We start from the raw sequence: 21,085 nt of genomic DNA on the forward strand, positions 1-21,085 counted from the left end.
TGTCTGGCCTTTCATTGAAATGTTGCAATCCCCTTGTTACCTTATTAGTACCCCGGCGCCGGGGTTTCATGGCGCGCAGCAAAGGAGGACTATGTCCTGTCTCTACATACACAGGCGGGTTTGCCCGCCGATGAAGGGGTCAGTGTAATGGCCCACTCTCAGTCAATCAGCGACAAGCTGCTTGAGCGTATCCTTTCCTCACTATCCGACGACAAGGCCGAAGACGTCGTGCAGATCAACCTGCAAGGCAAGTCTTCCGTCGCAGATCACATGGTGATCGCATCGGGCCGGTCGACCCGGCAGGTCTCGGCCATGGCAGAAAAACTGACGGATCGCATCAAGCAGGAATTCGGTTTCACCTCGAAGGTTGAAGGCAAGGATGCCGGCGACTGGGTGTTGATCGATACGGGCGACGTGATCGTCCATATCTTCCGCCCCGAAGTGCGTGAATTCTATCAGCTGGAAAAGATGTGGCTGCCTCAGGGCGGCAGCGCCTCGGCGAACTGAGGCGCCATCCCGGCCCGTATTGAGGGGCCGGAGGCGAGAGAGATATGCGTATCAGCATAGTTGCGGTCGGGCGAATGCGCGCCGGGCCCGAGAAGTCCCTGCTTGACGATTATCTGACCCGATTTGACCGGACTGGCCGTGCGCTGGGCCTTGGCCCCGCTCGTGTGATCGAGGTCGAAGACAAAAAAAATGCAGGCATGGGGGCCGAGGCCGCGCTGCTGCGCAAAGCGCTGCCCAAAGGCGCAGTGATCTGTACCTTGGACGAACGCGGACGGGTTATGTCCTCACCCGAATTTGCCAAGAAACTGGGCGGCTGGCGTGATTCCGGACGGCAGGATCTGGCGCTGATCATTGGTGGAGCGGACGGAATTGACTCTAATCTGCGGGCCGAGGCCGATTTTTCCATCTCATTTGGGTCTATGGTCTGGCCCCATATGCTGGTCCGTGTGATGCTGGCCGAGCAACTGTATCGGGCCGCAACCATTCTGTCGGGCGGCCCTTATCACCGGGTTTGACATGGCGCAGCTTCTGATCGTTTACCACTCGCGAACTGGAGGCGCCCGGCAAATGGCCGAAGCGGCGGCCGAGGCCGGGCGAGACGAAGCAGATGTTGTTTTGAAATTCGCGGATCAGGCAGGACCTGAGGATTTGCTGGCCGCTGATGGCTATATCTTCTGTGCGCCTGAAAATCTGGCCGCAACTTCGGGTCTGATGAAGGAGTTTTTCGACCGTTCGTATTATCCTGTCTTGGGTAAGATCGAAGGTCGACCTTATGCGCAAATGGTCTGTGCTGGGTCCGACGGCGAAAATGCCGCGCGCCAAACCGCGCGCATTGCGACCGGCTGGCGATTGAAAGAAGTGCAGCCGCCTTTGATCCTTTGCACGCATGCACAAACGCCCGAAGCTATTCTGGCTAAAAAGACCATCCCTGAAGAACAGCTTGAGAAATGCCGCGAGATCGGGGCCGCGATGGCGGCGGGCTTGGCCCTTGGGGTGTTCTGAACTTCAGTTCAGGTCAATCACCGTTGTGTCTTCGGCCCAGCCGCCAACATTGTCGCGGGCCTGAACCTGGACCTGCGCCGTGCCTTCGGGTATCGCCACACCGCTCAGCGAGCGGGTGAACGGCTGCTCATCCACATGCGGATGATGCAGGACACGCATCCCTAGTTCATTTCCATTCATGTCCAAAACACGCCAGCCATCGGCGTAGTCATCCCATCCGGTATCGGGATGACGGATCGTCACGTCGAAGCGCCATGTATCGCCGCTGCGGGTGGCCGCGACTTTTTCGATCGTTGGGGGGTCGGCAAAGGCAGGGCTGGCCAGGAAGGCGCTGAGAATCACATATCGCATGGCGCGAACGTACGGGTTATCGCGGCGCATCGGGATCACGTCTCTGTGTAAGGGGATTGGGATATCAGGATTGTTCGGGACTGCGAAGCAAACTCGCGTCGATACAAAACACCGAACGTGATTATGGTGCTCAGCATCAAAGCGATTGGCCCGAGGAACCATGCTAATGAGGCCAGCGCAAAATAGGTGGCGCGCAGGCCACGGTTAAAGCTGCGGGCGGCTGTGACGCAAATTTCGGCCGATTGGGCGGCGCGTGGATACGCCTGCGGGTCTTCGGGATCGTTCGGGACCGAGGCCATCAACACAGCACAATAGCCAAACAAGCGATGCGCCCAGACATATTTCAGGAATGCGTTGGCCAGCAGGAGTACGACAACAAGTATCTTGATTTCCCACACCAAAGCGGGCGCGCTGCCTATCGCGAGGTCACTGGCCACCCCGGCAAGTCTTTCGGTATTGCCCAGCAGGGCCAGCCCGCCGCCGATGGCAATCATAGTAGTGGATGCAAAAAACGTGCTGCCTTGACGCATGGCGGCTACAACCTGTGCATCAAACATGCGCGGCTGACGCGTCACCATCTCGCGCATCCAGTCGCGGCGGTAATTGTCCATCATTTGCGAGACAGATCGCCTCTTTGGTGACGGATGTTCGATCTTCCACCCGATCCACAGCCATGCGCCCAGCAGCAAGCCGAGGGCGGCGTAATCCAAAGGGGCAAACAAAGCGGCACGTTCGATCCAGGTCATAAGCGTGACACTAAAACTGAACGGAAAAACTTGCCAGATCATCAAATTGGTAATATTATTTTACCAAATTGGAGGATCAGCGATGGAAATGCCCCAGCCAAATCCCGATGTTCTTGCCCGCAAGCAAGCCGTTCTGGCGCGCTTGCTGCAGGTTTTGCCCGAAGATGCTGTGATTCACGATCCGGCTGAGACGCGGGCCTATGAATGTGACGCGCTGACCGCCTATCGCTGTCCACCGATGCTGGCAGTTCTTCCGTCATCCACGCAGGACGTGTCCGAAGTCCTGCGAATTTGCCATGAAGAAGGGGTTCCTGTGGTGCCACGCGGCTCTGGCACGTCGCTGGCGGGTGGGGCCTTGCCAACGGCTGATTGTGTCATTCTGGGTGTCGCGCGAATGAATGATGTTCTGGAAACCGACTATGACAACCGGTTCATCCGCGTTCAGACCGGTCGTACCAATCTGAGCGTGACCGGTGCGGTCGAGGAAGAGGATTTCTTTTATGCGCCCGATCCGTCCTCGCAACTGGCCTGTGCCATTGCGGGCAATATCGCGATGAATTCGGGTGGCGCGCATTGCCTGAAATACGGTGTGACTACGAATAACCTGCTGGGCGTGACCATGGTGATGATGGACGGCAGTGTCGTGGAAATCGGCGGCGCGCATCTGGATGCCTCTGGCCTAGACCTGCTGGGTGTTATTTGTGGCTCAGAGGGGCAGCTGGGCGTGGTGACCGAGGCCACGCTGCGCATTCTGCGTAAACCCGAAGGGGCGCGGCCGGTTCTGATGGGGTTCGACGACAATGAGGTCGCGGGTCAATGTGTCTCTGACATTATCAAATCTGGCATTTTGCCGGTGGCGATTGAATTCATGGACACGCTTTGTATCAGAGCCTGTGAAAATTTTGCTCATGCAGGGTATCCCGATTGCACCGCCTTGCTGATTGTCGAGGTCGAGGGCTCGGAGGCCGAGATCGACTATCAGTTGGCGAAGATCATAGAGATCGCCAAGCGCCACAATCCCGTTGAACTGCGAGAAAGCCAGTCGGCAGAGGAAAGCGCGAAGATTTGGCTGGGTCGCAAATCGGCTTTTGGCGCGATGGGTCAAATGAACGATTACATGTGTCTGGACGGCACCATCCCGGTATCCTCCTTGCCCGAGGTTCTGCGCCGGATCGGAGAGTTGAGCGAGGAATACGGCCTGCCCGTGGGCAATGTCTTCCACGCGGGTGACGGTAATATGCACCCCTTGATCCTGTTTGACGCCAACAAACCGGGCGATCTGGAGAAATGCGAAGCGTTTGGGGCAGATATCCTGAAGCTGTGTGTCGATGTAGGCGGGTGCCTGACCGGAGAACACGGTGTCGGCATCGAAAAGCGGGATCTGATGGCGCATCAATATGCGCCAGCTGATCTTGAGGCGCAGATGGCGATTAAAGATGTGTTCGATCCGCAGTGGTTGTTGAATCCCGCGAAGGTGTTCCCCTTGGACGCATCCGAGGCGCGGCGCCTTGCGGCGGAATAGGGGCTCTGCCCCAATCGCGCAGGCGCGATTTCTCCGGAGTATTTATGAAAAGATGAAGCACATGAGACCTGAGACGGAAGACGAATTGGCAGACCTGGTGGCCGGGTTGAACGGGCCGGTTCGGATAGCTGGGGGCGGTACACGCGGTGTGACCGGGCCGGACCTTGAATTGAACGTTTCCGGGCTGAGCGGTATCACCCTTTATGAACCCGGTGCCCTTACACTTGTGGCCAAGGCAGGTACGCCGTTGGCCGAGATTGAGGCCGCGCTGGACGCAGAGGGGCAACAACTGGCGTTTGAGCCGATGGACCATCGGGGATTGCTTGGAACTTCGGGCGAACCGACCATCGGTGGTGTTGTGGCGGCGAACGTATCTGGGCCGAGACGGATACAGGCCGGGGCTTGCCGGGATTTTCTATTGGGCGTTCGCTTTGTCGATGGGCGCGGTCATGTGGTCAAGAATGGCGGGCGGGTGATGAAGAACGTTACCGGTTATGATCTGGTCAAGTTGATGGCCGGGTCATGGGGCACCTTGGGTGTGTTGACCGAGGTTTCGCTGAAAGTGCTGCCCAAGCCAGAGGCCGTTGCGACGCTTGTTTGGGAGGACTGCGGATGGGTCGAGACGTCCAAACTGTTTTGTGACGCGTTGGGATCGCCATACGAAGTCAACGGTGCGGCTCGGTTGCCCGAGGGCGGCGGTAAGCCGTCCCGGACGTTGCTGCGGATTGAAGGGTTTGACCAATCGGTCGAGTATCGCATTGCCAAGTTGCAGGAGCTTTTTGCGGAAATGAAGCCGGATCAGGTTGTCACTGATGCGGCCGAAAACACCGCTATTTGGCGCGAAGTGCGTGATATTGAGCCTTTTGCCGACAAACCGGGCAATGTCTGGAAAACCTCGGTCAAACCGACTGACATGACCCATGTGGTCGGTGACGCCAACCCGAACAGGGTCGTGGATTGGGGTGGGGGTCTGATCTGGACATTGGCACCGAAAGGCACTGATCTGCGATCTGAACTGAGTGATGTTGAGGGACATTCGACCTTGGTGCGCGCGGCCCCGGAAGACATGCAAAATCTGGGGCGTTTTCAGCCGGAAAATGCTGCTGTTTCGGCTCTAACACAAGGGATACGGGCAAGATTCGATCCGCGATCTGTGTTCAATCCGGGACTCATGGGGTAGGGCGATGCAGACAACTTTTACGGAAAAACAGCTGGAAGATCCGGCGATCCAGCGCTCGAATGAGATTCTGCGCAGCTGTGTGCATTGTGGGTTTTGCACTGCGACCTGTCCCACCTATCAGGTGTTGGGGGATGAATTGGACAGCCCGCGCGGCCGTATTTACCTGATCAAGGACATGCTGGAAAACGAACGTGTCCCGGATGAAAAGACGGTCAAGCATATTGATCGCTGCCTGTCCTGTCTGGCTTGCATGACTACCTGCCCATCAGGTGTGCATTACATGCACCTGGTCGATCATGCGCGCGAATACATCGAGGCGAATTACAAACGTCCTTTAACGGATCGTATCCTGCGTTCGGTTCTGGCCCAAATCCTACCTTATCCGATGCGATTCCGTTGGGCCTTGATCGGAGCAAAGTTGGGCCGCCCGTTTCGGTTTCTGATGCCCGATGCCCGGTTGCGGGCCATGCTGGATATGGCCCCAAAGCACATCCCGCCGGTCAGTCGCAACGACGACCCACAAAGTTTTGCGCCCAAAGGAGACCGGAGAAAGCGCGTCGCGCTGATGACCGGCTGCGCGCAAAAGGCTCTAAATACCGACATTAACGATGCTACGATCCGGTTGCTGACGCGTTTGGGGTGCGAGGTTGTGGTGGCCGAAGGCGCCGGATGTTGCGGAGCCCTGACACACCATATGGGCAAAAGTCGTGAAAGCCACGCGGCTGCCGCAGCCAATATCATGGCCTGGACGCGCGAAATGGACGGTGACGGCCTAGACGCCATCGTTATCAACACGTCTGGCTGTGGAACGACGGTTAAAGACTATGGGCACATGTTCCGCAATGACCCTTTGGCCAAGGATGCGGCGCGTGTCGCGGGTATTGCCATGGATATCAGTGAGTTGGTCATGCAGCTGGACCTTCCTGAAGGGCGTGACCAAGACCTTACGGTTGCCTATCACGCGGCCTGTTCATTGCAGCATGGACAAAAGATTAAAACCTATCCCAAGGACCTGCTGAAACGGGCCGGATTTAAAGTTGTTGAGCCGGCTGACAGTCATTTGTGCTGTGGCAGCGCTGGCACGTACAATCTGATGCAGCCCGAAATTTCGGGCCAGTTGAAACAGCGCAAGGTCAAAACGCTGGAAGCAAAAAAGCCGGACCTGATCGCCGCCGGAAACATCGGATGCATGATGCAGATCGGGTCGGGGACGCAATTGCCAGTCGTTCACACCGTCGAATTGCTGGATTGGGCGACTGGTGGCCCAAAGCCAAGATCCTTGCAACAGCAACGAGACGCAGTGCCGATCCTGAAGTAAAGCACATGATGCCGACCCGCATCAGTTGACCTGGATTTTCTGGCGGTTCCTGATTGCCCTATTTTCGCCCAACGCGACCCGTAGGACAAATAGGTCAGAATGAGTCCCGGAGAACCGCGTGCGCAACTGGATCAAGGCGATTGTTTTCTGTGTCATGCCGATTGCGGCCACAGCGCAGGATACCGGGCTGGAAAGCCTGGACACCTCGGATTCCGGGCGAGAATGGATGGCCGTGGGACGGTTGGATATTGCCGGCAGAGGTTTTTGCACCGGAACGCTGGTGTCGCCAACCTTGGTGCTGACCGCAGCGCATTGCCTGTTTGACAAGGTTTCCGGGCAACGTATCAACCCGTCGGACATTGAGTTTCTGGCCGGTTGGCGTTTGGGGCGCGCTTTGGCCTATCGGACGGCGCGGCAAGCCGTGATCCATCCGGACTATCAATATGGTGCGGACTCGACGACCGACCGGGTGAGCGCAGATGTGGCCTTGATCGAACTGTGGCAACCAATCCGAAACACTGCCGTCATTCCATTTGAATCGGGGGATCAGCCGCGCCGTGGCGCAGAAGTTGGTGTGGTGTCTTATGCGCATGACCGGTCCGAGGCCCCTTCGCTGCAACAGGTCTGCTCGGTCATGAACCGGCAGCAGGGTGTCATGGTCATGTCTTGCGACGTCGATTTTGGCTCGTCCGGCGCACCGGTCTTTTCCTTTGCGGGCGCGCGTCCCCAGATCGTGTCGGTTGTTGCGGCCAAGGCCAGTTTGGACGGCCAGAACGTGGCAATTGGCACTGCTGTTGAACACTCGCTGCAATTGCTGCGCAATGAGTTGTCTGCCGGGCGTGGATTTGGGCTTTCAACGCCGGGATCCGGGTCGGGCAAGAATATCGGTGCAAGGTTTATTCGGCCATGATCAGAGTTTTACTGAGTCTCATTTTAGGTTTGTGCATTCTGGCAACCACGTCCCACGCGCAAGCGAACAAGCGCAAGTTGACGGACCGGGACGACCTTTACGGCTGGGAGGCGATAGGCCGATTGGACATAGGGGACGAGTCATTTTGTACGGGTACGCTGATCGCGCAGGACATGGTTCTGACAGCAGCGCATTGCGCAGTGGACGGGCGCACGGGAAAGGCATTTGCCCCAGAAGACATCACGTTTCGCGCAGGCCTCAGCAACGGCAACGCCCTGGCCGAGAGCCGGATCACGCAGGTCGCTATTCATCCCAGCTATGGCTCTAAACCGCCGCTTTCCCATGATAGCGTTCGGATTGACGTCGCACTGTTGCGCCTCGATAAGCCCATCCCCTACTCTGTCGCAGATCCCTTTGCACTGTACAGCGGGCGTGTTCGGGGAAATGAGGTCAGCATTGCCTCTTATGGACGCGGGCGGTCTGAGGCGATCACACGGGAACGTTCGTGCCGTATCATTGATCGTCAGCAGGGTCTGATCCTGTTTGATTGCGACATCACCTTCGGCTCGTCCGGGTCCGCTATTTTGGCAAAGAACGGCTCGCGTTGGCAGATTCTGTCTGTTGTTTCGGCGGTTGGTACAAACGGCAGCCGGAAGGTCGGATTTGGCATGGAGTTGGACGGGATCGTCTCTGAGCTTAAGGCGATTATGCGGCGCGATGCGCCGCAGCCAAAAGCGTCGATCCGCCGGTTGCAGGTGGGGTCCGGCAAGTCCGGGTCTGGTGCGAAATTCATCAGCTCTGGCGGGGGTTGAACTCGGTCAATTCGCTACCCATGTGAAGTGTATCGGATCGCCACAACGGGGTCCGGTATCAATCACTGCCCGTCCAGTTGGAGGGCACAAATCGTAATTCGCTCGAGGATGAGGATACGACACATGCGTACATTTGACTTTGCACCGCTGCACCGCGCCACCATTGGCTTTGATCAGATCGCCGATATGATGGATCGCGTTCTGACCAATGATGTGGCTCAGCCCAGCTACCCCCCTTACAACATCGAAAAAACCGATGCCGACACCTACCGGATTTCCGTCGCCGTCGCCGGTTTTTCCGAAGCAGACCTGTCTGTTGAAGTGAAAGAAAACTCGCTGGTCGTGGCTGGCAAGAAAGCCGCCGAGGACAAAGACCGCAGCTATCTGCACCGTGGCATCGCCACCCGCGCGTTCGAGCGTCGTTTTGCACTGGCCGACCACGTCCGCGTCACGGGCGCCAGCCACGAAAACGGCATGCTGAACATCGACCTGAAGCGCGAAGTGCCCGAGGCGCTGAAACCGCGCCGGATCGAGATCTCATCGGCCAAGGCCATTGAAAAAGACGTCGTTGACGCCAAGGCCGTCAACTAACACTCCTGAAAAGCTTTGCGGCAGTCGCCTCCTCCCAGACTGTCGCAACACACGCCCCGCGTTCCTCCAGACGCGGGGCGATGTATTTGATAGATGTATCTGAATCAGCCAAACCGGATTCCAAAACAAAATCGGCACCCACATTGTTGTGAGCACCTTTCCATTGGCGCGGTTTTACTATCGAAGCACCGTTGTGCCTGATCAGGTTGAAGTTCTTCGCCTGCGGTTGGCCACTAACCCAAGTCCAAGCAGGCCCGCTCCCAGCATCAGGATCGATGGTGGAATGGGAACTGCGGCAACCTGCATCCCGTCAATTGAGAAGCCGTCATTCAAAAAAGCATTGGCCCCACCTTGCGTGGAATAGTTAGCAAGGGAGATCGATGCAGAGTTGGTCGGCGCTCCGAAATCAATTGTAACCAATTTGATGTTGCCATCTGCCAATTTGCCACCGGTGCGGAGTTCAAAATCGCTTCCACCTGCCGATATACGCAAAAAACCACCCGCATCGCTGGCATCGGTCAGCGCAAAAGCCAGTTTGTCGAACGCTTTTCCACCAGCGAGTGCCACGTCCCATTGGATGCCTGAAGTATCATTGCTGTCCAGAAACCAAGATCCCCCGCTAGGTGACAGGTTTTGGCGTCCAAAAACACTTCCTGAGCGCAAGGCAAGCTGGGTACCTGTGTTGCCGGAAAGCCCGGACACTGTACCGCCTGAACCTGTACCGCCAAGAGTTGAGAACGTTCCCACAGTGGTCGAGAACCCGTTGGCGACTTCTCCTTGACCAAGAGCTGCGCCCAATGACTCAAAGTCTTCTGACACGCCGTGGCCGGAACCGAAAATCGTATTGTAGGATGTCGGATCGTAGTCGATCACGTTTATCGACACTGCATGCGCACTAACGGCAAAAAGTGAAGAGAAGCTTGCAGCTAAAATTAGACAAGACAATTTCATAACGTAACACCCCACAACCCTTGGATAATCATAGCTCAAAAGCCTGAAAACACGAAGCATTCCTTAATAAATGTAGAGCTTCTTTTCGCATTGAAAAGTATATCTCAACAAAATAGGCATGTTAGTCGAATTATTGAATGTGAGTAAGTCCTCTTTTAGGCGCAACAATTCAAAGAGGTATGGCCCTGCGCAAGCATTGCACAGGGCCAGAGTGGTATTGAACAGAGAATCAATTCCCAGCCGTCACTGACCCGATCGACCAGAACATCGTCTCGCCCGAGGCATCGTCGACACCGTCATTGTCAGTCATCACAAACGCCTCGCCCGAGGGCAGGATGGCCAGACCTTCGATCTTGTCCAGAACGTATCCGCCGGTCGAGGTCAGGTCGGGCAGCAGGTCGCGGACCTCTTGCTTGCTGACCACTGGCAATGCGCCACCCAGCGGGGCCGGGGTCATTTCGGACAGCGGGATGCGGTAGATCTTTTTGGTTACGGCGCGGTGGTCGTGCTGGTTGTCGCGCTCGATGACATAGACATGATCACCAAAGGCCACGATTTCCGACAGGCCGACCCAGCCTTTTTCGGGGTCCGTCTTGGGGTAATGCACGGCACCCCACTCCTTGGTCTCAAGGTTATAGGCCACCAGTTTCACGTGGTTCTCAGGGTCGTCTTTCCATTCGCGTTGTACAGCCATCCACAGGGTGTCACCAACCTTGGTGATGCCTTCAAAACCAAAGCGTTTTTCAACGGCCATCAGTTCCGACGGTAGGCCGATTTCGCCCTTGCGGTCCTTGATCAGACCGTCAGCCGAGACGTGATAGATCGCGTGCGGGATGACGCGGTCGGTGCGGCCTTCGGAGGCGACGTAAAAGCCACCCTTGCCGTCCAGCGTGATGCCTTCCAGATCCAGCTTCTGCGCCGGATTACCGTCCTGACGGTGAATGCGGATCACGTCCACGATCCGTGCTGGTTGTTGGCTAGGGTCGATCTTGAAGATCGACGGCTGGAAGCCATAAAAGCTGTCATTGACCGCATAGATCATGCCGTCTTCATCCGCGACCAGACCGGAGAGAGCTCCCCATCCAATAAGCTCATCCGCACCAGCGGAGGTCAGGTGCGGATAGTTGGCCGGGGCGTCCTGATACTCAAAGATCGAAACATGCGCGCGCGGGCCGCCATCTTCGATCAGGTCTTTTTCATTGGCCGAGATCAGAAGGTTGCGTTCGGGAATCGCCACATAACCTTCAGGACCAACGCCGGAGGGCAGCAGCTGTTTCAGCACCGGGTTGGCCGGGTCGGTGGCGTCATAGACACCTACGACCGAGGCGCGCTCGGCCCCGACGAAGATCATCGGTGTGCCGCCGAATGTAGCTGCGGTCACGCTTTCCGGCTCCACTCCTTTGCTGTCCGAGCGTTTGTCGGGGTAGTGGCCGATCTGAATGATAGCCTTCTCGAAATCGGTGCCGTTTTCATAAACAACGGTCCCGTCTTTGTGGAAGATCGTCCAACCGCGCGACCCGCCTTCATAGTCACCTTCGTTGGCGGTCGCGAAGTGATTGTCGTCGATCCATTTCACCGCGTCCGGTTCGCGCAAACGGCCCGGCTGGCTTTCGGTGAAGATCAGCGCGCCGCGCTCATCAGTGGCGTCGATGCCTTCGAGATCAACCGCGCCTGCAGAGAAATGGCTGACCACGTTGCCGTCCCTGTCGACCACTGCGATGTGGTTGTTTTCCTGCAAAGTGACGACGGTTTCACCCAGAGCGTTGATGTCAACGAACTCCGGCTCAGGGTCGGTCGGCGCGACCTCTGCCAAACCGGTCAGCGAGGCCATCTTCATGCCCGCGCAATCCAGCGTGCCGTCTTTCAGCGGCACAAGTGCAAGCGATCCGGCAGGCAGCTGCGGGATGATGCCGTCATTCAGGTCTTCGTCGCGTTCGTTTTCAATGGCGACGGCGACAAAGCTGCCATCGGGGGCGATCGCCACGCTGTCGGGCTGACCGCCCAGATCACAGGCACCGGTTTCCGATTTGCCCGCGATATCGACCGAGATCAGTTTGCCGGACGGGGCGGTATAGCTTTCCGACGTGTTCACGCCCACAAAAGCCGTCGCGCCAACGATACCCACGGATGTCGGCTCGCCGCCCAACTCCATCGCACCCAACGGGGCCGGGCTTGCAGGGTTTGTTATATCGATCATGCCGATCACGCCCAGCGGGCTGTCGGTGTAGACCAACGTCATGCCGTCAGCGGTGGCCGCGATGATCTCGGGCGAGGTCTCACGGGTTGTATCCGCTCCCTCGGCCATGTTCTTGACGACCGGGAAGGACGCAATTCGGTTGAAGTTCATCTCTGCCACGGCCTGACCAGCGGTCAGGGCAAGGGCAGATGTCAGGCAGGCATAGCGCAATGACATCGGTAAGTATCCCCTCTCAGTTGGATATGAGGGGGATGAACCCGGGTCATTGCAGGGATGTGACGGTTTATTTGCAGTTTTATGACAAACCGAACGGCCCCGGCACTTTGCACCGGGGCACTAAAGGATCAAACCGACAGGCAGACGTACTTCATTTCCAGATAGTCTTCCATGCCGTGATGGCTGCCTTCGCGGCCCAGACCGGATTGCTTGACGCCACCAAACGGGCCCAGCTCGGTTGAGATGATACCGGTGTTCACACCGACGATGCCGTACTCCAGCGCCTCGGCCACTTTGTAGACGCGGCTCAGGTCTTTGGCATAGAAATACGAGGCCAGACCAAAGATCGTGTCATTCGCCATGGCAATGACATCGTCCTCATCTTCAAACTTGAACAACGGGGCCAGCGGACCAAAGGTTTCGTCCTGAGCCACCATCATGTCTTGGGTCACGCCCGTCACGATGGTCGGCTGGAAGAAGGTGCCGCCCAGATCGTGGGGCAGGCCGCCGGTCAGAACAGCACCGCCCTTGTCGGTTACGTCCTTGATATGCTCTTCAACCTTGGCAACGGCTTCAGAGTTGATCAGCGGGCCAGTAGTCGTTCCGTCTGTCAGACCGTCACCAACTTTCAGCGCCTCAACAGCGGCTTTCAGCTTGGCGGCAAAGGCATCGTAGACACCGGCCTGCACGTAGATACGGTTTGCGCAGACGCAAGTCTGGCCGTTGTTGCGAAATTTGCACATCATCGCGCCTTCGACCGCTGCATCCAGATCGGCGTCGTCAAACACGATGAACGGCGCGTTGCCGCCCAGTTCCATCGAGCATTTCATCACCTGATCGGCGGCCTGTTTCAGCAGGATGCGCCCAACCTCGGTCGAACCGGTAAAGGTCAGCTTGCGCACACCGGGGTTCTCGCAGAATTCCTTGCCGATTTCGCTGGCGCGTGACGATGGTACGACGTTGAACACACCAGCCGGAATGCCGGCCTTTTCCGCCAATACAGCCAACACCAGAGCGGACAAGGGTGTTTCCTTCGCTGGGCGTGCCACAAAGGCGCAACCCGCAGCAAGGGCTGGCCCGGCCTTGCGGGTGATCATCGCGTTGGGGAAGTTCCATGGTGTGATCGACGCAGCAACACCGATGGGCTGTTTCAAAACCATGATCCGCTTGTCACGCTGGTGACCCGGGATCATCTCGCCATAGACACGTTTGGCTTCTTCACCAAAGAACTCGATGAAGGAGGCGCCGTATCCGATTTCACCTATCGCCTCTGCAAGGGGTTTGCCTTGCTCGGCCGTCAGAATTTTGCCCAGATCCTCAGCGTTTTCCATCATCAGATCGAACCAGCGGCGCAGGATCACTGCGCGTTCCTTGCCGGTCAGCTTGGCCCACTCTTTTTGTGCGGCCTCAGCCTGTGCAATCGCGCCTGCCACCTGAGCACGGCTGACATCGGCCACCTCGGCCACCACGTCGCCACGGGCGGGGTTGGTCACTTCAAAAGTACCATTGTCCCCATCCACCCACTGGCCGCCGATATAGGCCTTGGTCGCCAAAAGGTCGGGGTTTTTCAAAAGAGATTTCAGATCGGTTGTCGCGTCCAGCATGGGTCAGCCTCCGGCAGGAATTTTGTTCAACGCACCCAATCAGGTGGGGTCTGGATTGTCTATGTCCACAATGGTGGTCGGATCAATCCAGATTTGATCATATGCCACACGAGCAGCTTAGCAATTCGCGCCTATCTTTTTCAGGCTGAGTTTGCCAAGGTTCAGGGGATTTTTGACTCGCAGGGGATGTAAATAGACGTAACATTCCCTATCTTATTGGGTAATAGAAGAAAAAAGGGATAGAACCGATGTCGAACCAGCAATTTGAGGCGCTGATCAAAGAAACGCAAACCAAGGTGCGCGAAAGTCAGTCGCAGATCGAAGGGCTGACATCGCGCATCGAAGCAGCGCGGGCCAAAATCGGCACCGCCGAGGCCGATATCGACATCGAAAACGCCACGCTTGAGGATGTTCACGCCCATACCGAGGTGATGAACGCCAATATCGCCGAGCTGATCATGGGTCTGGACGACGTGACCAACGCCTTTTCCAAGGATTTCGATGAGATGCGCTCGAAAACCGGGTGGGAGTCGTTTGTCGGCATCTTCTCGAAAGGCAAATCCGAGTCGATGCGGCAGGAACGGATGCGCACTGCCAATATCGACGACAAGCTGCAGGACCTGATCGCCAAATCCGACGTGATCGTGAAATTGCTGCAAGGGCAATTGTCGGTGCTGGAAGAACAGCGTGTGAAGGTTGAAGACAACCTGACCGTGACACTGGACGATCGCGAGGCAACGGTGGCCGAGCTTGAAGCTTTGCGTAATGAAATTCAAGGAATGGATCCGACGATCATTACGCTGGAGAACAAGATCAGCGTCGAACAGGATGCCGCCGCGCGGACCCAGTTAGAGACTGAATTGGCCGAGCTGAACAAGCAATACAACGCCAAGGTTCAGGAAGAGCAGGTCAAGCTGGCCAAGTCGCAGACGCTGGAGCGCTATATCGAGAAAGGCAAGACCTGGGTCGATTCATTGCAGAACCAGGCGGCGACACAGATGGTGCTGATCAACAAGCTGCAAACGGACACGCAGCAGCGCGTGGTGCTGTATGACGCCCTGACCAAATCGCTGAAAACCGCACAGCAGCAGGACGTGGCCCACCGCATCAACGAGATCGGCGTGCAGACCGACCAAGAGGCGCAAACCGCCATGGCCGCCATCGGCACCGCGACCAACCAGAAAATGGCCGACATGCTTGAAGCGCATGAGGACCACATGGTCTTTGCCCGCGACGTGCTGGAGAAAAAGGCCAAGGCGGACGAACGCTTTGCCCGCCGGTTTGCCTCGATTGTCGAGAAGCACGATAAGAACTTGTATGGCGGATGAAGTGGTTTAGCCGAAAAGACGTACGGCTTCTCAGGATTGGCCTCTTTCTCGTAGTTTGGCCGATTCCGATTTATGGCCTTACAGCTCTTTTGCATAAATTGGGTGCTGAAGGCGGAACTTATAAGCTGCTCGGTTTTCTCACTCTATATGGCGGACCGGTTAGCATAATCTTCGGGCTTATCATCTTCGCGTTGTACCTGATCTCAGACGTTTTTCTCCTGCCATGGCGGCTCAATCAATGCCGTGGAACTGGTTGTAGTGAATCCAAAAATGACTAACCCCACCCAAGACCATGTTGGACTGACCGACACCTTCGCCTCGCGCCGCTATTTCCGCAAATTCGAGGTGATCACCGTCCACCTTCTGCGCGTGGCCGCGACGATGGAGGCCGAGGGCGCGATCAGCAAGCAAGAGGTGCGGATCATCTCGCGTTATCTCTCGGGACTGCTCTACACGTTCCGGGCGCTCAGCATGAAATACCTGCTGGTCGGGCGCGATACGGGGCGGTTCTTTGGCAGTCTCGCCATGGACAAGCGCGACAGCGGGTTTCCGGTGGCGGCCGAATTGCTGACAATGGCCAATGACGCGCAGCAGGCGCAGGTGCATCTGGCGAATATGCCCTCGGAAGACGACCTGAAAACCGACATGGTGCGGACGATTATTGGCGACCGAGAGATCCCCACCAAGCTGCAATTCGCGCTGTCTCAAAGGCTCTATTACGAGGAATTGCTGAAAGGTCAGCTGTTCTGGGCCCGCAACGATCCCGAATGTCACTGGATCGGGAATGAGGGCGAGCGGCGCAAGTTCCTGATCCATTGGGCGGTCTATGACAGCCAGATCAACCTGCCGGTCATCTACCTGATGCAGTTGGAAGACAGCGGCAAGACTGCTCTGCCCAAAGACCAACGCCGCTGGCCCGAGGTGCAGGCCCATCTGATGGCGCAGTCTTTGGGCGGGTTGAAACTGGTGACCATCGCCAAAGGCTTTGATCAGGATTTTGACGACCTGCACCCCAAACACCTGCGCCGCATTCATGTGGGGCCAATGTATTCCTCGGCCTATACCGAGCAATCCGGCCCGCTGCGGCAGGTGCTGGAGGACGCACAGGCACCCGAAGGTCAAGATTGGGCGCTGGCCTGGACCACCGAGGAGCTGGAAAGCGAACAGGTGATCGAGGAACGCGCCGGATGGTTTTCCACCGTCGAACGCGAGATCTTCGCGCTGGACCCCTTTGGCGGTCAGGGGGCCGAGACCGGGGCCACGCGCACGCAGCGATCAATCATCCTGCCCCAACGCCCGTTTCAGGTACTGGCCGAGCGCAACCCGCCGGGGTTTGCCGATGTGAACAAGTTCGTTGTCAGCAAGGCGGGGCAGGTATTGCGCTATTAGTTTCGCCTTCGGCGAGAGTATTTTTGAAAAGATGAAGCAAGAGCGGTTCAAGAGATGAGTTTGATGTCAGATCAGATGGAATTACGCGAGGACGACATTCGCAAGCACTATCAAGCAGCGACCGCTTTGCTGAACGGGTTTGAACACGCGCCGAGGATTGGCAAGGCGGTGGAAGCGGTTGTTGAACGATCTCCGGGGGTTTCTACGGGGCGGCGGTTTCGATCCACGACACCGGGTCTGGTCACGCGGCGAACCGTGCGTTCGGACGGAGTGCATCTGGTTGAACGGATCGAGGCGTCGGACGATGGGGATACGCTGGTGTCTCCGCCTCAGGCTACGACACAGCAAGCCATTCGCCGTGCGATTGCTATCGCTGTTGCTGTGGCCGAGGCTTATGCGGACCAGACGCCGTTGGCCGATCTGAAACGGGCCAATCTGGCCGGGGATTTGCCAGCCGCGCGCAGGACTGAATTCTCGGAACTGCTGACGGCTGAGGCTTTGATCACCTTGCACACGTTCGGCAATGCGCTGGCTTACTTGATGTCCTCGCATCTGGGCGAGACCACCGTCGATATTGGCGAGATCGAAGAGGTTTTGACCGACAATGGCCAACTCGCCCTGCATGGTGCGTTGTGGGAGCTGGATCAGACATTCGCCAAACACGCCCCTGACGACGCCCACCTGATCGCCGCCACAAGTGCCTATGCCGAGCAGTTGATGGAAAAGGCCGTCCTGCGCGCCCAGTCTGCTGGCCAATTGGGCCCGTTCCAGAACGCCGCCTGGCATATCGAGGCCGATGATCTGACAATCCAGGGTTTTGAGCCGGCCTCGAAGGCCAAATCCACCACCCTGACCATGACGTTCAAGAAACCGAACGAGGTGGTCGGCAACCATATCGCCAAGTATCAGGCGATGAAACTGGCCAAGATGCTGATGGCCTATGATTTCGACCGTCGCCTGAACCCGTTTGCGGAGCTTGGCGGGTTCATCTTTACCTTCATGGGCGACGGCAAACCGGGCACCGGCAAGACCACGCTGATCCAGATGATGGCCGGGCTGATCAATGACTATTGCCAGAACGCGGGCTATCCCTTCCGCTATCAGAACCTGAGCACTGACAATATCGACAGCTATCAGGGTAAGTCCGGCCAGAACGCCAAAGCGTTTATCAACACGATCATCGACCCCTCGGTCATCGGCTTCGGCACTATCGACGATATCGACCAACTGGCGGGCAAACGCGGCGACAGGCAATCATCAGCCGGGCAGTTGGAAATCACCGCTGTTCTGATGGAGAGCTTTGCGGGGGCCAACACCGTCGTGCGCGGCAATTGCACCTTTGGCATGTTCTCGAACTACCCCGAGAATGTGGACGACGCCCTGCGCCAGCGGGCGGGCGCGCGGTTTCTGGTGGACGGGCCGCAAACGCGTGAGGATTACATCGACATCCTGCACTTGCTGATGGGCCGCAATCACGACATCCCGCTGGGCGAACACGACGCCTACGCCGCGCAGGAGATCAAAAAGGCGGTCGCCGCCAGTTTCGAAAGCCATTCCCGCCCGCATGAGGACGCCTTGCTGCAGGTCTATGACCGGGTATCCGGCGAGATCGGCCAGATGGACACGATCGCCAAGCTAGGCACCTACCTCAAGGCGATCCAACAGGCGGATGAGCGGTTCACCGGCCGCGCGATCAAGAACATCACCGACGCGGTCAAGGTCCGCGCAATGGATTTCGAACTGCCCGACGAGTGGATGGAGAACCCCGACCTGTTCCTGTTCCGCGACTACGACACCAAGAAAGCGATGATCGAGGACCTGCGCCAGCCGATCACTGTCGAGATGGTGATGCAGGAGATCAACCGCTACGCCGACAGCGAGTTCCGCTATGCCGACAAGAGCGACGAGGTCGCCATCGAGAACGCCGTCCGCGAGATGGGCCGGATGGAAGAGGCTAAGCGGCGGTATTTGGAGGGGAAGGCTCAATACGTTGATTGAACGCGCACGAATATTTGTGGAATCCATACTATGCGGGGTGCGTAGCGATAAGCCTTTGGAAGTTGGGCGGGCGCTTACGAAGCTGTTTTTGGTTATAGTGTCTGTACTTGCATTCCTTCCTCAACACACGGCGGAAGGTGGTTGGAGTCCACGCATTTTGGCGCTCTTGACTTCACCTGCCAACGAAATAGGTGACACCTTTGCTGGTGTCGCGGGTGTGCTGGCCTTTCTTTGGATTATAATTACCGTTTGGTTGCAAAGCCAAGAACTGTCCGCGCAACGAGAGGAGTTGCGTCTGACTAGATTAGAGATGAAAGAGCAACGTGAAGCTACGCAGGACATGGCCCGTGCGATGGCTATTCAAGCGAAAATCTCTGAAGATGAGCTGAAGCAAAGCGAATTCATGAGGGCCAAGGAACTGTTATTGAGTCGGCTCGAAAAGCAAGTTTCTGATATAGTAAGTTTTCGCGAGACAGTTGGATTTCCAACCAAATCAGGTGTTCATTTGCAAGGAGTGAGTTCCGATAGGATTTCGGCGTTTCGTGACAATTTGTTTTTTCACGTTTTCGGAACCTACGAATCCACACTGGATGAAAACTTAATCAAAATGCGAATAGACCTCGAAAGCTCATTAATAACTGCGCAGGGAGCCGCAGAAGTAGGAGCTGTTACGGGCACAACGATAGGAGCGGATTCGCTGCAGCGAATTCGTGCTGGGTTCATTGAGGTTCTGGATTCTACAGAAGCGTTGTCTAGAGCTGATCAAATCTTTCTCGAAAAGTTGGGTTTAGTCCGAATAGTTGAGCTGATTGAATCATTATTGAGCATGGAATTGTTCAAGGAAGTCGAACGATGATCCGCCTCATCGAAAAAGGCCTGATGTTCGGCAACCTCGTCCACATCTCCAGCCCGGCTCTGGTCGAGCGGTATAACCGCGCGATGCAGCATCTGGCGGGCAAGGCCACGGCGTTAACGGATTTCCATGTCGATATATCGGGCTATTCGCCCGAGGTGGGGATTGAGCTGGAGGATGAGCTCTACCTCAATCCCAACGGGGTTAACCGACAGTTCATCCTGCTGACGACCGAGCAGAAACGCGCGCCTTTGCTGAACGTCAAATTCTCGACCTCGCGCGATATCCTGCGGGAATTCATCGAGATGAACGAGGCGCAGTTGTTCGCCCTGACCGCCACCGATGCGGTGGCCGGAGAGCTGGTGAACTCGGTCATCAAACTCAGCACCCCGCGCGATCTGCTGAACCTGCGTAAGATCGAGATTGAGGCTGACACCGCTGGCGGCACCCTGCGCAAGGCACAGCAACTGGCGGGTATGGTCGAACGGTTCAAGACCGAAGAGGATGCGTGGTTCGACGATGTGCTGATCGCCAAGATGATCGAAACGGCCAAGGAAACCGGTGACGTTACCCGCAACCCCGTGCGCTTGCGTCACACGGATTTTGAGCAGCGCAATTTCTGGACCGCGCATTTTGGCGGGCTCTATCTGTTTCCCGACCTGGATCACCCGGCGGCCATCTGCATGGGCGAAAAGCCGGACGATCTGCCAATCAAGTACACATTCGACCCGTCACTGCGGAACCAGATTGCCAAGTTTCTGGACTACAATGATCTGGTCGAACCGATTGTCAAAGCGCGCGGCGTGGATGCCGCCGCGATTCTGCAACAGAAGATGGATTTCCTGACCGTCGATGCGGCTGCGGATGCAGATGTCGACCTGACCGGGCTGGATCGCAGCGACATGCGTCGGCTGGCGCGCAATCACTCGGATCGATTGCCCGAGGCTTATCACGGGCTCGCTCAATTGCTGCGCTGGGCGAGCGATGGGGGGCCATGGCCACGCATCACCTCGGACCATCCAGCCTATTTCTATACCTTGCGCGCGGCGGATACGCCGAACCGCGATCTGGTGAACATGCTGCTGTCCGAGCTGGCTCCGCTGGACCCGCGCCAGATGTTCATCTGCCATAAAGAGCTGTTCTACCGAACATATTCGGGCTGGCCCGAGCGCAAGAAAGCCTATGTTGCCGACTTCCTTGCACGTGAGTATCAGGTGGACAAGCAAGGTGCTCGTGCTGCGTTGTTTGGGCATGAGCCGGATATGAGCGGCAATGACCGGGTCAGCGATGACATAATCGCCCGGGTCGGTCCCTGGGGTTCGGTGAGGAAAGGCTGATATGATCGGATTGTTGCGCCTGTTGCTGATCTTGCTGGTGATTCAGACGATTGCCTATGTTGCGCTGTCTTTCTATTCGCGCGGCATTCGGCGGCGTAAGCTGGAGGACTGGTGGGACGAAAAAGGCAAAACGGGCAACAAAGAAGCCTTTGTCGAACGCGGATTGCATGTGTATGACAATTCGTTCCGGCGTAAACTGATCCTGGGTGTCTATATTGTGCCGTGGGTGGCGATTAGCGCGCTGATCTACATCGTGAATTACATGTGAGGAAT

Annotated in this window: 20 protein-coding genes; 15 read left to right on the plus strand and 5 right to left on the minus strand. The window is 57.0% G+C overall.

What is annotated here, in order from left to right:
* Positions 1-147 precede the first annotated feature (147 nt).
* The 3 genes from rsfS to ACXADZ_RS00165 are packed head-to-tail and all read left to right on the plus strand — an operon-like array spanning position 148 to position 1,509.
* Positions 148-507 (plus strand): ribosome silencing factor, encoded by a 360-nt coding sequence (gene rsfS / locus ACXADZ_RS00155; protein WP_058276550.1) that lies wholly within the window; start codon positions 148-150, stop codon positions 505-507.
* Between the two features lie 44 nt (positions 508-551).
* Positions 552-1,022 carry a 23S rRNA (pseudouridine(1915)-N(3))-methyltransferase RlmH gene (rlmH, locus tag ACXADZ_RS00160; protein ID WP_475191655.1) on the plus strand — a complete coding sequence of 157 codons (471 nt, stop codon included), beginning with the start codon at positions 552-554 and terminating at the stop codon, positions 1,020-1,022.
* Between the two features lies 1 nt (position 1,023).
* On the plus strand, positions 1,024-1,509 hold the full coding sequence (locus ACXADZ_RS00165) for a flavodoxin family protein (RefSeq protein ID WP_475191658.1): 486 nt from the start codon (positions 1,024-1,026) through the stop codon (positions 1,507-1,509).
* A gap of 3 nt (positions 1,510-1,512) precedes the next feature.
* Here ACXADZ_RS00165 and ACXADZ_RS00170 read toward each other — a convergent pair whose 3' ends face one another.
* Both ACXADZ_RS00170 and ACXADZ_RS00175 read right to left on the minus strand, forming a co-directional pair.
* Positions 1,513-1,890, minus strand: coding sequence for a hypothetical protein (locus ACXADZ_RS00170; RefSeq protein WP_371808746.1), 378 nt, complete (start codon positions 1,888-1,890; stop codon positions 1,513-1,515).
* Between the two features lie 5 nt (positions 1,891-1,895).
* On the minus strand, positions 1,896-2,606 hold the full coding sequence (locus ACXADZ_RS00175; RefSeq protein WP_475191663.1) for a DUF599 domain-containing protein: 711 nt from the start codon (positions 2,604-2,606) through the stop codon (positions 1,896-1,898).
* An 82-nt stretch (positions 2,607-2,688) separates the two neighbouring features.
* Here ACXADZ_RS00175 and ACXADZ_RS00180 point away from each other — a divergent pair, with 82 nt between their 5' ends.
* The 6 genes from ACXADZ_RS00180 (at position 2,689) to ACXADZ_RS00205 (ending at position 8,939) form a co-directional block, all read left to right on the plus strand.
* Positions 2,689-4,128 (plus strand): FAD-linked oxidase C-terminal domain-containing protein, encoded by a 1,440-nt coding sequence (locus ACXADZ_RS00180; RefSeq protein ID WP_475191666.1) that lies wholly within the window; start codon positions 2,689-2,691, stop codon positions 4,126-4,128.
* Positions 4,129-4,189: 61 nt separating this feature from the next.
* Complete coding sequence (locus tag ACXADZ_RS00185; RefSeq protein ID WP_475191667.1) at positions 4,190-5,308, plus strand: FAD-binding protein; 1,119 nt, start codon at positions 4,190-4,192, stop codon at positions 5,306-5,308.
* A 4-nt stretch (positions 5,309-5,312) separates the two neighbouring features.
* Entirely contained in the window at positions 5,313-6,626 is a 1,314-nt protein-coding gene (glcF, locus tag ACXADZ_RS00190) for a glycolate oxidase subunit GlcF (protein ID WP_475191669.1), read from the plus strand.
* A 118-nt stretch (positions 6,627-6,744) separates the two neighbouring features.
* Entirely contained in the window at positions 6,745-7,536 is a 792-nt protein-coding gene (locus ACXADZ_RS00195) for a trypsin-like serine peptidase (RefSeq protein WP_475191671.1), read from the plus strand.
* Positions 7,533-8,348, plus strand: a complete 816-nt coding sequence (locus ACXADZ_RS00200; protein ID WP_475191674.1) for a trypsin-like serine peptidase — start codon at positions 7,533-7,535, stop codon at positions 8,346-8,348. Before ACXADZ_RS00195 ends, ACXADZ_RS00200 begins: the two co-directional genes overlap by 4 nt.
* Before the next feature lie 123 nt (positions 8,349-8,471).
* Positions 8,472-8,939: an Hsp20 family protein gene (locus ACXADZ_RS00205; protein ID WP_171096579.1), complete on the plus strand. Its 468-nt coding sequence runs from the start codon at positions 8,472-8,474 to the stop codon at positions 8,937-8,939.
* Between the two features lie 201 nt (positions 8,940-9,140).
* Here ACXADZ_RS00205 and ACXADZ_RS00210 read toward each other — a convergent pair whose 3' ends face one another.
* From ACXADZ_RS00210 to ACXADZ_RS00220, 3 genes are all read right to left on the minus strand, one after another.
* A complete protein-coding gene (locus ACXADZ_RS00210; protein ID WP_475191678.1) occupies positions 9,141-9,890 on the minus strand; it encodes a hypothetical protein in 750 nt (249 codons plus the stop codon).
* 229 nt (positions 9,891-10,119) lie between these two features.
* Positions 10,120-12,303: an esterase-like activity of phytase family protein gene (locus ACXADZ_RS00215; protein WP_475191681.1), complete on the minus strand. Its 2,184-nt coding sequence runs from the start codon at positions 12,301-12,303 to the stop codon at positions 10,120-10,122.
* A gap of 128 nt (positions 12,304-12,431) precedes the next feature.
* Positions 12,432-13,907: an NAD-dependent succinate-semialdehyde dehydrogenase gene (locus ACXADZ_RS00220; RefSeq protein WP_475191682.1), complete on the minus strand. Its 1,476-nt coding sequence runs from the start codon at positions 13,905-13,907 to the stop codon at positions 12,432-12,434.
* Between the two features lie 248 nt (positions 13,908-14,155).
* On the opposite strand from ACXADZ_RS00220, the gene ACXADZ_RS00225 reads away from it, so the two are divergent.
* From ACXADZ_RS00225 to ACXADZ_RS00250, 6 genes are all read left to right on the plus strand, one after another.
* A complete protein-coding gene (locus ACXADZ_RS00225) occupies positions 14,156-15,235 on the plus strand; it encodes a hypothetical protein (RefSeq protein WP_475191685.1) in 1,080 nt (359 codons plus the stop codon).
* A 270-nt stretch (positions 15,236-15,505) separates the two neighbouring features.
* Entirely contained in the window at positions 15,506-16,624 is a 1,119-nt protein-coding gene (locus ACXADZ_RS00230; protein WP_475191687.1) for a hypothetical protein, read from the plus strand.
* Between the two features lie 54 nt (positions 16,625-16,678).
* Positions 16,679-18,622, plus strand: coding sequence for an AAA family ATPase (locus tag ACXADZ_RS00235; protein WP_475191691.1), 1,944 nt, complete (start codon positions 16,679-16,681; stop codon positions 18,620-18,622).
* On the plus strand, positions 18,615-19,478 hold the full coding sequence (locus ACXADZ_RS00240) for a hypothetical protein (protein ID WP_475191694.1): 864 nt from the start codon (positions 18,615-18,617) through the stop codon (positions 19,476-19,478). The genes ACXADZ_RS00235 and ACXADZ_RS00240 overlap by 8 nt, the downstream gene beginning before the upstream one ends.
* Complete coding sequence (locus ACXADZ_RS00245) at positions 19,475-20,812, plus strand: DUF6638 family protein (protein WP_475191697.1); 1,338 nt, start codon at positions 19,475-19,477, stop codon at positions 20,810-20,812. Before ACXADZ_RS00240 ends, ACXADZ_RS00245 begins: the two co-directional genes overlap by 4 nt.
* 1 nt (position 20,813) lies before the next feature.
* Positions 20,814-21,080, plus strand: coding sequence for a hypothetical protein (locus ACXADZ_RS00250; RefSeq protein ID WP_171096559.1), 267 nt, complete (start codon positions 20,814-20,816; stop codon positions 21,078-21,080).
* The last annotated feature ends 5 nt before the right edge of the window (positions 21,081-21,085 follow it).

The sequence above is a fragment of the Ruegeria sp. ABM4_193 genome (genome assembly GCF_056158705.1).